General features: G+C 73.0%; 10 protein-coding genes. 9 read left to right on the forward strand and 1 reads right to left on the reverse strand.

The genetic code is table 11. From position 1 onward, the window contains the following. The first annotated feature begins 65 nt into the window (after positions 1-65). From RNC47_RS21175 to RNC47_RS21215, 9 genes are all read left to right on the forward strand, one after another. Positions 66-335 (forward strand): hypothetical protein, encoded by a 270-nt coding sequence (locus RNC47_RS21175; RefSeq protein WP_311601029.1) that lies wholly within the window; start codon positions 66-68, stop codon positions 333-335. Then, on the forward strand, positions 328-978 hold the full coding sequence (locus RNC47_RS21180; protein ID WP_311601030.1) for a DUF6879 family protein: 651 nt from the start codon (positions 328-330) through the stop codon (positions 976-978). The genes RNC47_RS21175 and RNC47_RS21180 overlap by 8 nt, the downstream gene beginning before the upstream one ends. Beyond that, entirely contained in the window at positions 914-3220 is a 2307-nt protein-coding gene (locus RNC47_RS21185) for an ATP-binding protein (protein ID WP_311601031.1), read from the forward strand. The genes RNC47_RS21180 and RNC47_RS21185 overlap by 65 nt, the downstream gene beginning before the upstream one ends. Before the next feature lie 119 nt (positions 3221-3339). Next, positions 3340-4965: a hypothetical protein gene (locus RNC47_RS21190; RefSeq protein ID WP_311601033.1), complete on the forward strand. Its 1626-nt coding sequence runs from the start codon at positions 3340-3342 to the stop codon at positions 4963-4965. 63 nt (positions 4966-5028) lie between these two features. Further along, positions 5029-6315, forward strand: coding sequence for a M18 family aminopeptidase (locus RNC47_RS21195; protein ID WP_311601034.1), 1287 nt, complete (start codon positions 5029-5031; stop codon positions 6313-6315). Positions 6316-6488: 173 nt separating this feature from the next. Next, on the forward strand, positions 6489-7310 hold the full coding sequence (locus RNC47_RS21200; RefSeq protein WP_394814837.1) for a maleylpyruvate isomerase family mycothiol-dependent enzyme: 822 nt from the start codon (positions 6489-6491) through the stop codon (positions 7308-7310). A gap of 154 nt (positions 7311-7464) precedes the next feature. Next, on the forward strand, positions 7465-9096 hold the full coding sequence (locus RNC47_RS21205) for a protein kinase domain-containing protein (protein WP_311601036.1): 1632 nt from the start codon (positions 7465-7467) through the stop codon (positions 9094-9096). 10 nt (positions 9097-9106) lie between these two features. Beyond that, entirely contained in the window at positions 9107-10132 is a 1026-nt protein-coding gene (locus RNC47_RS21210) for a phosphotransferase (RefSeq protein ID WP_311601037.1), read from the forward strand. Between the two features lie 107 nt (positions 10133-10239). Next, on the forward strand, positions 10240-11799 hold the full coding sequence (locus RNC47_RS21215) for a PucR family transcriptional regulator (protein ID WP_311601038.1): 1560 nt from the start codon (positions 10240-10242) through the stop codon (positions 11797-11799). Here the strand turns inward: RNC47_RS21215 and RNC47_RS21220 are convergent. Next, positions 11742-13232, reverse strand: coding sequence for a sodium:solute symporter family transporter (locus RNC47_RS21220; protein WP_311601040.1), 1491 nt, complete (start codon positions 13230-13232; stop codon positions 11742-11744). The two genes, RNC47_RS21215 and RNC47_RS21220, sit on opposite strands and share 58 nt — an antisense overlap. Between the last annotated feature and the right edge of the window lies 1 nt (position 13233).

Below are 13233 nucleotides of genomic sequence, written 5' to 3' on the forward strand. Positions count from 1 at the left end.
ACGTTGCTCACCGTAACCACCTCCCGTACTGTGGGTATGCATCCGCGTCTCGATGGGGGTAAGCGATGTCCCGTCCCTGGAACGCCGACACATCGGCGTTATTCGCACGGCGGTTGGGCAAGTCGCCGCAGGAGTTGGGCGTGACCAACGGCGACAACGACTGCCCGGACATCTGGCAGCTCGACAACGGCGACATAGCGGTGATCGGCCGTGACGTCACGGCCGCCTACCGCTCCCGGCTCCCGGAGGGCGTCACGCTCGCCGCCGACGAGCGGCTGGTCGTCATCCCGGGAACGATGCTCAGCGCCGCGAAAGCAGACATCCCCGATGCTTGACGTGTCCCTTCTCGCCCTCGATCCCGCGCGCGGCGAGCGGCTGTCGCTCGACGACTACCACCAGGACTTCGCGGAGCGCAGGAACGCGGTCCGCGGCCTCGACTCCTGGAAGTTGGAGCGCCGCCAGCACTTCCTGGAGCGGAACAACCCCAGCTGGGACGCGTTCCGCCGCGGCGACTGGGCCGAGTCCCTGCGGCTGATCCAGGAGACCCGACCGGGCCTGGTCGAGCTCGCTCAGGACGACCGACGGCGCGGCAGCGTCTTCCGCCGGGTTCGAGTGGTGGCAAGACCCCTGACCCCCTACGTGCAGTGGGAGTTGAACTCGCTGCGCGTGCGGGCCGAGAGCGGCATCCCCGTCCGCGTGGTGCACGTCGAGGACATCGGCCCGCTGGAAGCCGCCGGGCCACTGCCCGAGTTGGTCTCCATCGGCGGCCACACGCTCTACAGCGTGCAGTACACGGAGGAAGGACTCTCCGACGGCGCCGTCCGCTTCACCGACCCGGAGCTCGTCGCGGGCTGGACCGACCTCCTCAGGGAGCTGTACGAGGCCGGCGAGGACCTGGTCGCCTATGTGAAGCGTGAGGTCGCGCATCTGCCCGCGCCTCCGGCCTGGACGGAGCAGGACCATCAGCACTCACGGTGAATCGGCCGAGGCCCCCGTTCCGCGCCAACTCCCGGGCGACATCAGGGGCTTCGTCAATCGCACGGCCGAGCTGGAGCGGCTGGACGCGATCCTCGCCGGTGACGGGGACGAACCCCTCGTCGTGTCGGTGTGCGTGATCGCCGGCACGGCCGGGGCCGGGAAGACCTCGCTCGCGCTGCGGTGGGCCCACCAGATCGAGGAGCGGTTCCCGGACGGCCAGCTGTACGTGAACCTGCGTGGCTACGACCCCGACGAGCCGGTCACCGCGCAGCAGACACTGCATCGCTTCCTCACCGCGCTCGGCGTCCCGCAGGGCGCGATCCCGGTCGACGAGGAGGCGAGCGCCGCGCTCTTCCGCTCGATGCTGGCCGACCGGCGCATGCTCATCGTCCTGGACAACGCCGCCACCGTCCGCCAGGTCCGGCCGCTGCTCCCGGGCTCGGCCGGCAGCCTGGTGCTCGTCACCAGCCGCAGCCGCCTCCCCGGCCTCGCCATACGCGACGGCGCCCACCGCCTCACCCTCGGTACCCTCCCGGCACCTGAGGCGGTCTCCCTGCTGCGCGCCGTCACCGCCGGATACCGGCCGGAGGACGACGCCGACAAGCTGACCGAGCTGGCCAGGCTCTGCGCCCACCTGCCGTTGGCCCTCCGCATCGCCGCGGAGCGGGCCGCCAGCTATCCACATCTGCGCTTGGACGACCTGATCGCCGAGCTGCGTGACGAGTCCACGCTGTGGGACGCCCTGAGCACCGGCGACGGCGAGGACACGGGCGCGGTGCGGACCGTCTTCGCCTGGTCCTATCGCGCCCTACCCGGTTCGGTAGCCCGTCTCTTCCGGTTGCTCGGCCTGCATCCCGGCCCCGAGTTCAGCGTCCACGGGGCCACGGCACTCGCCGGCGGCAGCGTCCCCAGGACCCGCCAGGCGCTGACCGCGCTGGCCGACGCACACCTGCTCCAGCAGACCGCCCCCGACCGCTACGAGTTCCACGACCTGCTGCGGGCCTACGCCGCCGACCAGGCACAGCGCGACGAGCCGGCCGAGGAGCGGAGGCTCGCGCTGCGCCGGGTGCTCGACTGGTATCTGCACACCGCCGACTCCGCGCAGGGATGGCTCGACCCGACGAGGGCCCGCCTGCCGCTCACGCCGCCGGCGACCGGCGTCGTGCCACTCCCGCTACCCGACCACGACGCGGCGATGGACTGGGTCGAGCGCGAGTACGCCAACCTCCTGAGCGCGATCCGCACCGCCGAGGAGGCCGGACTCGACCGATACGCCTGGCAGTTGGCCGCCGTCGCGAAGTTCGTCGAAGCGCCCTCCGCGCACAGCGACGCCTGGTCGCCAGCCGGCGAGATCGGGCTCCAAGCCGCCCGAAGAGTCGGCGACCGCGCGGGCGAAAGCCTGCTGTTGACCGGGCTCGGCATGAGCCACAGCCGGGTCAATCGGCTGAACCAGGCCCTGGAGTGCCACCGGCGCGCGCTGGGCATCCGACGCGAGCTCGGCGACCGGGAGGGAGAGGCCGCCTCGCTCAACCTCGTCGGGCTCAACCACTTCCACCAACGCCGCCTCTCGGCCGCCGAGGATCTGTTCTCCCAGGCCATCGCACTGCACGAAGGTCTCGGCAACAGTCACGGCGCCGGAAACGCCCTCGCGAACCGGGGCCAAGCCCGCTACGAGGCCGGCCAGTTGAGGCTGGCCGCCGAGGATGTCGAGCGCGCCCTGACGGCCTTCCGTGAGCTCGGTGACCGCCGCAGCGAGGGCAACGCGCTGCGCGTGCTCAGTGAGATCCAGCGCGAGAGCGGCCAGTTGGCGGAGGCGCTGGACTCGGCGCAGCGCGCCGTCGACATCGCCCTCGACCTCCGTTTCTCGATCGGCGAGGCCTACTGGCTGATCACCCTCGGCAACGCGCAGCGGGCCGCCGGGCGGTTCGGTGAGGCGCTCGAGTCGTACCAGCGGTCGGCCGCCGTGCACCGGCGCCTCGGCAACCGGAACCGTGAGGCGCTGGCCTGGCAGGGCGCCGGCGAGGTGTACCGGCGGCTCGGGCGGGACGAGGACGCGGCGGCGTTCTGTCGGCGGGCGGCGGCCGTCCACGCGGAGGTGGGCGACCCCTGGCACGAGGCCGCCGCCCTGGACGGCCTGGCCGCCGCGCTCGACGAGAAGGAGCCGGAGGAGGCCCGGCGGCACCGCGCCCGGGCGGCGGCGCTCCGGGCCCGGTTCGAGTCGGCGGAGCCACCTCCTCGCTGACCCCACGCGGTCTACGCGGGTGAGCCTCAAGTTGCGCTCAGAAAAGATCACTTGGCGTGGACACCCTGGACCGGGCTGCCTAGCGTTCAGCCAGCAAATCCGCAAACGGAGGTGGCGGGATGGCTGAGCTGACGTTCACCCGGGACGAGGTCGAGGCGGCGGCCAAGGTCGCGCCCTGGCGGTTGCAGCGGACGTTCTCCGCGGAGATCGACCCGGAGGACATGGGCGAGACCGCCCGGGTGTACCGCCAGGCCGCCGGCGAGGCCGGCGACACCGGGGAGTTGGCGGAGCGGGCCACCGAGATCGCCGAGGAGTCGGGCGGAGTCGACGGCCGGACCGTGGTGGACGGCGCGGAGCGCGACAGCCGGACGGCCACCGAACTCTCCGACGACGGTGAGGAGATGGAGCAGGTCTCCCGCTACCTCAACCAGGCCATGGAGGTGGCCACCGAGACCGAGCTCGAGGTGCGCTCGATGATCGAGCACTATCTCGATCCGCGCCTCGCCGAGCACCTGGCCGCGGCCCGGGCCGAGTACGTGGACCGGACCAACGGCTACTACTACGTGGGCGGCGAGCGGGTCACCGTCGAGTACACCGAGGAGGGCCGGCCGAACGACCCCGGGCTCGCCTCGGAGATCAGGGGCAAGTACCTGCGGATGGCCGCGGACGACGCCGAGTACGCGCACGGCTCCATCAGCCGCGACATCGACGACTACCGCAGCCTGCTCACCCGGTACGGGAACGCGCTCGACGACCTGGGGTACGACCTCACCGCGGGGCCGCTCGACCTGTGGACCAGCCCCGAGATGGCCAGGTACGCGGCCGAGTCGCTCAAGGAGACCCTGACTCTCGGCGGAGACCCGGAGATGCTGGACTTCTACGCCCGGGCCCTGTTCTCCATGGTCGGGGACGTGGTGGAGAACTACGGCACCGCCGGGCCGCGCCAGTTGAGCGACGCCGAGGGCCGCTACCTGGACGAGTTCCTGGCCACGCTGGGAGCGGACGGGCTCGCCGCGCTGGGGAACGTACCGGCCGACGAGCTGTCAGGGGAGAGCGCGATGCAGCTGGCGCGAGCGCAGTCGGCGGTCGGCAACGGCGTGATGATGCTGCTCAACCACGACATCCGGGTCCCGGATCCGGACGCCCCCCGCCTGCGGGACGCCTACCACGCCATCTCGCCGTACCTCAGCCAGCACGAGGGGCCGTTGTTCGAGAACGACCCGGACTCCGACGCGTTCCGGGAGCAGTTGGAGAAGTACAACGGCTTCGGCAACCTCATCGAACGCTCCTCCGTGCCCGCCGACGACGGCAACAGCCGGCGCATGGCCTTCGTCGCGCTCGACGTCCAGGAGCGGACGAGCCAGCAGTACGAACCCGACGAGTTCCTGTGGTTCGACTTCGAGCCCGACAACGTGGTCGAGAACACCGGCAGCGCCAAGCTGTTGGCCGGCGCCGGCCAGAACCGGGACACCGCGAGCGACCTGCTGAGCGACCAGGCTTTCACCCGGCAACTGTTCGAGCGGCAGTGGGAGAACAGCGGCGGCGTCGCGGAGTTCATCGAGCGCGGCGTCCACGTCGCGGACCCCAGCCTCGACAACCGCGTCCTCTCCCGGTCGATAGCGGACAACGTGCTCGCCGCGGCCGACGAGGCCGGGGACCGGGTCCAGGGCAGCGGTCCGCAGGCCGAGTACGGCCACGTCGACCACACCGCGCTGCGGGACCTGCTCGACAGCCTGCGGGAATGAGATACCGGCGACAATGCGGGACGAGACCGGGCCAGGCGGGCGGCGGCTTCGTATGCTGAGGGAATGAGCGCTCCGTTCGACCTGGCCCACACCGACGACCTGATGGGGTTCCTCGCGGCCTCGACCTCCCCCTACCACGCGGTGTCGAACGCCGCGCTGCGCCTGGAGAAGGCCGGGTTCCGGCAGGTCGAGGAGACCGCCGCCTGGGACGGCGCCGCGGGCGGGCGCTACGTGCAGCGCGCCGGAGCGCTGATCGCCTGGTACGTGCCGGAGGGCGCCACCCCCGCCACGCCGTTCCGCATCCTCGGCGCGCACACCGACTCCCCCAACCTCCGGATCAAGCCGGTCCCCGACACCGGCCGGGCCGGCTGGAAGCAGCTCGCCGTCGAGATCTACGGCGGCACCCTGCTCAACACGTGGCTCGACCGCGACCTCGGGCTCTCCGGGCGGCTCACGCTGCGCGACGGCCGCGCCGTGCTGGTGAACGTCGACCGGCCGCTGCTGCGGGTGCCGCAGCTGGCCGTGCACCTGGACCGCTCCGTCAACGACGGGCTGAAGCTGGACCGGCAGCGGCACATGACGCCGCTGTGGGGCATCGGCCGGCCGCGTGAGGGCGAGTTGATCGAGTTCCTGGCCGCCGAGGCCGGGCTGCCGGCCGCCGAGGTCGTCGCCTGGGACCTGATGGCGCACAGCGTCGAACCGCCCGCCTACCTGGGCAAGGACCGCGAGCTGCTGGCCGGCCCGCGGCTCGACAACCTGGTCTCGGTGCACGCCGGCACCGCCGCGCTCACCGCCGCCGCCGGCTCGGCCGACCTCGGCTTCATCCCGGTGCTCGCCGCCTTCGACCACGAGGAGAACGGCTCGACCTCCGACACCGGCGCCCAGGGCCCGCTGCTCGGCACCGTGCTGGAGCGCTCGGTCCACGCGCGGGGCGGGAGCGTCGAGGACCGCGCCAGGGCGCTGGCCGGCTCGTTCTGCCTCTCCTCCGACACCGGGCACGCCGTCCACCCCAACTACGAGGAGCGGCACGACCCGGACCACCACCCGATGGCCGGCGCGGGCCCCATGCTCAAGACCAACGTCAACCAGCGCTACGCCACCGACGGCACGGGCCGGGCGGTGTTCGCGGCGGCCTGCGAGCGCGCCGGCGTTCCGTGGCAGACGTTCGTCTCGCACAACGCGATGCCCTGCGGCACCACCATCGGCCCCATCACCGCCGCCCGGCACGGCATTCCCACGGTGGACATCGGGGTGGCGATCCTGTCCATGCACTCGGCGCGCGAACTCTGCGCGGCCGTCGATCCCTACCTGCTGGCCAACGCCATGACCGCCTTCCTCGACGCGTCATGACGCGGGGCACGAGGCGGGGCGTGAGGCACGACGCGGTCGCCCCCTAGGATTCGTCCTAAGGAAAGCATTCACCGGCTGCCCCCGCGCAGCGTAACGTGTGAACACCCAAGCCTGCTTCCGCCCTTGCCTGCACCGATACCAGCGACGAAACCGCCACGAGGGGTCCCGTGACCGTGCCGCACCCGAGCCTTCAGCCGTATATCGATGCCTGGACCCAGACCATCGAGGCGATATCGGAGCTCGTCTCGACGCTCGTGGACGGCGAGTGGAACCGGCCGACGGAATGCCCGGGTTGGTCGGTGCGGGACGTCGTCTCACACGTGATCGGCGGCGAGTGCGAGGCGCTCGGCGACCCGCGGCCCATCCACACCCTGCCGCGCGACCTCTTCCACGTGGTCGACGAGACGACACGCTACCTGGAGGTCCAGGTGGACGTGCGCCGGCACCACACGGGCCCGGAGATGACCAGCGAGCTCGAGTACGTCATCATCCGCCGCTCCCGCCAGCTGCGCAACGAGCGCCGCAAGCCGGACGACCTCGTCACGCACCCGCTGTACGGGCAGACCTCGCTGGTCGACTTCCTCACCGCGCGGGTCTTCGACGTCTGGCTCCACGAGCAGGACCTGCGCCGCGCGCTGCGGCAGCCGGGGAACGTCAACTCGCCGGCCGCCCACATCGCGCGCGACGTGATGTTGAACAAACTGCCGAAGGTGATCGCCGAGGACGCGGGCGCGCCGAAGAAGTCGGCCGTGGTCTTCGACGTGAGCGGCCCCGTGGAGTTCCTGCGCACCGTGCGGGTCGACGAGGACGGCGTCGGCTCGGTGGACCGCAGCCCGTCGCTCGGCCCGATCGTGACCTTCACCATGGACTGGGAGACGTTCACCCGCGTCGTGTGCGGGCGGACGAAGCCGAGGCGGGTGGCCGACAAGCTGAAGGTCGAGGGGGACACGGAGCTCGCCGAGCGCATCCTGGCGAGCTTCCCGCTGGCGCACTGAGCCACCGCGCGGCCAGCCGCACGTGACACACCGCGACATCGCACGCACGACACGTAACGCCCTTCACGCGATGTCGACATGACCACCCAACTTGTCATCGCGCCCCCGGAACGGGTTTGATGGCTGGGCGATCCAGCGATTACGGCGAGGACTGATGGCACAGGATCATGGCGCCGCGGATTCCGGCGACGGAAACCCCGAGGCCGCCGGCAACGAGGTGCCCGATACGCCGGAGATGTGGGGCAACAACGGGCTGGTCGGCGACGGCCGGTACCGGCTCACCCACCGGCTCGGCAGGGGCGGCATGGCGGAGGTCTTCGCCGCCGAGGACCTGCGGCTCGGCCGCACCGTGGCGATCAAGCTGCTGCGCGCCGACCTCGCCGAGGACCCGGTCTCCAAGGCCCGGTTCACCCGCGAGGCACAGTCGGTCGCCGGGCTCAACCACCACGCGGTGGTGGCCGTCTACGACTCCGGCGAGGAGGTCGTCGGCGGCAGCGTGATGCCCTACATGGTGATGGAGCTCGTCCAGGGCCGCACCATCAGGGAGTTGCTGATCGACGCCGAGGCGCCGCCGGTCAACCAGGCGCTGCTCATCGTCTCCGGCGTGCTGGAGGCCCTGGCCTACAGCCACCAACACGGCATCGTGCACCGGGACATCAAGCCGGCCAACGTGATCATCACCGACACCGGCGCGGTCAAGGTGATGGACTTCGGCATCGCCCGCGCGCTGCACGGCGCCGCCCAGACCATGACCCAGACCGGCATGGTGATGGGCACCCCCCAGTACCTCTCCCCCGAGCAGGCCCTCGGCAAGACCGTCGACACCCGCTCCGACCTGTACGCGGTCGGCTGCCTGCTCTACGAGCTGCTCGCGCTGCGGCCGCCGTTCGTCGGCGAGACCCCGCTCTCCGTCGTCTACCAGCACGTCCAGGACACCCCCAGGCCGCCGTCCGAGGTGTCGACCAGCACCCCGCCCGAGCTCGACGGTCTGGTGATGCGGGCGCTCACCAAGAACCCGGACGACCGCTTCCAGTCCGCCGAAGAGATGCGCGGCATGATCCAGTACGCGCTGCGGATGCTGGAGGAGCACGGCGGCCACACCGGCGGCCTGTGGAACACCGGCTCGATCACCGGCGGCGCCACCCCGCCGATGGGCACCCCGGCCTCGCGCGCCGGGGTCGACGCGCCGACCGGCCAGCTCACCGCCCCCATGCTGCTCGGCAACCCGGACGGCGGCCGGTCCGAGCCGCCCCGCCAGGGCGGCGGGCGCCGGGGCCGGCTGCTGCTGGTGGCGCTGGCCGCCGTGGTCGCCATCGGCACCGGCGTCCTGGTCGCGGCCAACATGGGCGGCGGCGAGCAGGAGAACCCGAACAGCGACCCCACGCCCACCGAGACCGTCGAGGAGCCGTCGGAAGAGCCGGACGAGAGCCCGTCCGCCTCCGAGGAGGAGGTCGAGGAGGAGGACGACACCGGGGACTCCTACTACCCGAGCGACTCGACCGGCGGCTGGACCGACGACACCGGGACCGTCGACCCGACCACCCCCACCGAGGAGCCGACCACCCCCACGGAGGAGCCGACCGAGGAGCCGACCGAGGATCCGACCACGCCCCCGGACGAGTCGGACGGCGGCGCGGCGGAGGGCGGCGACGGCGGCGGCGAGACGGACGAGGGTGCCGACGAGGGCACCACGACCGACCCCGGTACCAGCGAGGGTGCCGTCGAAGGCGCCATCGGGGGCGAGACGGGTTCCGCGGGCAGCGAGACCACCGGTAGCACCACCTGAGACCGGTCACGTGACGCGGTTGGAGGAGCGCACCCTCTCCGAACTGGTGCGCCGCTACGACACGGGGCGCCCACTGGAGTGCGCCCCGTTGGCCGAGGGGCTGCTGAACCACGGCTACCGTCTCGCGACCACCCGTGGCGTCTTCTTCCTCAAGCACCACCTGGACGGGGACCCCGAGGACATAGCACCGCTGCTCCGCCAGCACCGCGCCACCGCGGCGCTCGCGGAGCTCGGCCTGCCGGTCGCGCCGCCGCTCCGTGACCTCGACGGGCGGACCGTCGTCGTGCACCGGGACCGCTGCTACGCGCTGCACCCCTGGATCGAGGGCCGCCACCGGGACGGCGGCCAGCTCAGCCGAGCCCAGAGCCGCCGGCTCGGCGCGCTGCTCGGGCGCGTGCACCGGGCGCTCGAACTCGTCATAAGGCGCGCGCCAAGGCCGCGCCCCGCCTGCCGGGGCGCGGCGGCGCCGGCCGAGACGGACGCCGTCATCGACCAGCTGCTCGGCCGGGTCCGGGCCAGGCCCCGCAGGACCGGCTTCGACGAGCTGGCCGAGCACCGGCTGCTGGAACGCCGCACCCTGCTGCACGCCCACGCCCACCTGCGGCCCGGGCCCGCCGAGGTCCCGGCGGAGGGGTGGGTGCACGGGGACTTCCACCCGCTCAACCTCCTCTACCGGGCGGAGGGCCCGGTGGAGCCGGTGGCCATCGTCGACTGGGACCGGCTCGACGTCCAGCCACGCGCGGAGGAGGCGGTGCGCGCCGCGGCCATCTTCTTCCTCCGGCCGGACGGCAGCCTCGCGCTGCCGAAGGTCCGCGCCTACGCGCGCGCCTACCGCGCGGCGACGGGCGCCTCGCCGGCGGAGCTGGCGGCGGCCGTGCACCGGGTGTGGTGGGAGCGGTTGAACGACTTCTGGATGCTGCGGTGGCACTACGAGCGCCGCGACCAGCGGGCCGATCCGCAGTTCGCGGCGGCGGCGGCGCTCGTCGTCTGGTGGACGAGCCAGGCACCGGCGGTGCGGGACGCCTTCTGCGACTAGCCCCTGCCGGCGGCCCCTGCCGGGGCCAGCGGCTCGAAGGGGCGGCGAGCACGACGGGCCGTGTCATAGTTGGTGATCCTTTATCCGATTACCGGCCAGGGGGCGCCATGCCGTTGAGTGTCCGGGAGCTGGTCGCCCGGCGCGAGTTCGGGCTGTCCGTGGCCGCCGGCTCGGCCGGGCTCGACCGGGCGATCAGCTGGGTGCACGCCAGCGAGGTGCCGGACCCGACGCCCTGGCTGGAACCGGGGTCCCTGGTGCTGACCACGGGGCTCGGGCACGAGGGGCCGGGTTCCGTGGCCGCGATGGTGCGGCGGTTGGCGGAGACCGGCGCGGCCGGGCTCGGCTTCGCGGTCGACCTGGTCTACCGCCGGGTGCCGCCCGAGGTGCTGCGGGCCGGCGACGAGGCGGGGCTGCCGGTGCTCGTGGTGCCGTACGCGACGCCGTTCGTCGCGCTGGCCCAGGCGGTGGCCGCCCGCATCGCCGGCGAGGAGCGGGCCGCGCTGCAACACGCGCTGCACGGGTACCGACGGCTGACCGACGCGGCGCTGCGGCACGGCGCCGCGCCCGGCGCCGTGCGGGTGCTGGCCCGCGGGTTCGGCGACTGGGCGGCGGTGCTCGACGCCGCCGGATCGGTGGTGGAGGTGGCGCCGCCGGAGGCGGCCGGCGCGGCGGCCAGGACAGCGGCGGAGATCACCGGCACGCTGACCGACGCCGGGCGGTCGATCTCCGTGGTGGACGCGGCGGGACACCTGATGGGACACGCCCTGGGCACCGGCAGGGCGCTCGGCTGGCTGCTGATCCGCCGCGGCACGGCGTTCGCCGGCCCGGAACACAGCGTGGTCGCGGCGGCCGCCGCGCTGGTCACCTACGAGTTGGAGCAGCGCCGGGCCGCCGCGGAACAGGCGCGGCGGGCCAGCGCGGACGCGGTGCTCGACGCGCTGCGGGAGCACGCCGACCCGGTGACCACGGCCCGGCTGCTGTCCACCTTCGGCCTCGACCCGGGGCGGGTGACGGTCCTGGTCGCCGCCGCGGCCGGGTGGCCGGGCGGCGACCCCTACGAGGTGCTGGCGAACGCCCCCGCGCCGGTGCTGGCGGCCGACGCCGGCGGGACCGAGACGGTCCTGCTGACCTCACGCCCGGACCGGCTGCTGCCGGCGGTGCGCGACCCCGGCTCGGCGCTGGGGCGGGCCTGCGCCGCCGGGGCCGGGGTCGGGGTCAGCGGCGAGGTGCCGGCCGGCCGGCTGGCCGAGGGGTTGCGGCAGGCCAGGCAGGCCCTGGCCATCGGGCGCCGGGAGGGGCGCGCCGTCACCGCGGTGGGCGACCTGGGCGTCGTCGAACTGCTGCTCGCCTCGGCCGGCGGCCCGGTGCCCGAGCTGCTGGTGCGACGGCTGGTCGACCCGCTGCGCCGCGCCGAGGCGGACCGCGGCATCCCGCTCGTCGCGACGGTGCGGGCGTTCCTGGACAACAACGGGTCCGTCGCCCGGGCCTCCGCCGAGCTCGGAGTGCACCGGCACACGCTGCACTACCGGCTCGACGTCGTGCGTGAGGTCCTCGGCCGGAACCTGGACTCAGCCAACGTCCGGCTCGAACTGGCGCTCGCCCTCCAGGCTCACGCCCTGCGCGGCGACGACACCGGCGCGCCGTCGTCGTCGCCGGCCGGGGCCTGAGCCGGCACCCGCGGGGCGGCGGGGTCGGCCGCCTCGGCGAGGGCCGGCAGCTCCTCGAAGTCGAGCGGGCCGGTGCGCGGGTCGGGCCGGGTGACCAGGCTGACGGCGACGAAGACCACCAGGCAGGCCACCATGCCCCAGCTGACCGGCTCGTTGGCGTACAAGCCGGCGCGCACCATCATCACGACGCACACCACGGTGCCGGCCAGCATGCCCGCGAGCGCGCCGGCCGTGGTGCTCCGCTTCCAGAACATCGCGCCGACCACCGGGATCAGCAACGCCGCCGCCAGCACGTCGGCGGCCACCGTCACCGCGCCGACCACCGAGTCCAGCGCGAAGGAGAGCCCGAGCGCGACCAGGCCGACGGCGAACAGCGCGACGCGGTCCGCCCGGACGCCGCCCCGGCGGGCGCCGCCGAGCGGCCGCAGCACGTCGTTGGTCAGCACGGTGGAGGCGCCGATGAGCAGTCCTGACGCGGTCGACATGGACGCGGCGAGCGCGGCGGCGATGACGACGCCGAACAGGCCGACCGGCAGCACCAGCGCGGCCACCCGGGCGTAGGCGTCGTCCGGATTGGCCAGCTCCGGCAGCGAGACCCGGGCGGCGGTGCCGATCAGCGCGCCGGCCAGACCGTAGAGCGCGCAGTACGCACCGGACGCGACGGCGCCCCAGCGGGCGACGCGCTCGGAGCGGGCGGTGAGCAGCCGCTGCCAGTTCCCCTGGTCGATCATGAAGCCGAAGAAGAACAGCAGGAAGTAGGCCCAGATCGTGCCGACCCCGATGCCGGTCGGCGAGAAGAAGCCGTCCGGCAGCGCCTCCCGCATCCGGCCGAGGCCACCGGCCTCACGCAGGGCCAGCGGCAGCATCAGGCAGAGGATGCCGACGGTCTTCACCAGGAACTGCACGACGTCGGTCAGCGTGATCGACCACATGCCGCCCGCCACGCTGTAGAGCATGATCGTCGCCCAGCCGATGAACGCGGCGGTGGTGGCGGACACGTCGAAGACGACGGTCAGCACGGTGCCGATGGCGATGATCTGACCGACGCCGACCATCAGCGTGTAGAAGACCACGACGGCCGAGCTCAGGACGCGGGAACGGGCGCCGAAGCGCCGGCCGAGCGCGTCCGGGACGGTGAAGACCCCGGACCGGAACAGCTTGCCGGCGAAACACACGCCGATCGCCGCGATGCCGAGCGCCAGCGCGAGCACCAGCACCATGCCGGAGACGCCGTACTGGTAGCCCAGGCTCACGCCACCGACCGTGGAGGCAGCGCCCAGGACCACGGTGCTCATGGCCGAGGTGTACATGAACGGGCCGAGGCGCCGGCCGGCGATGGCGAAGTCCTCCGAGGTGCGGCTGCGGCGCATGCCGACATACCCGGCCACCACCATGACCAGGAGATACAACAGGATGACGAGCTTGTCTGCCATG

Source organism: Streptomyces millisiae (genome assembly GCF_031845425.1).
Taxonomy (GTDB): Bacteria; Actinomycetota; Actinomycetes; order Streptomycetales; family Streptomycetaceae; genus Streptomyces; species Streptomyces millisiae.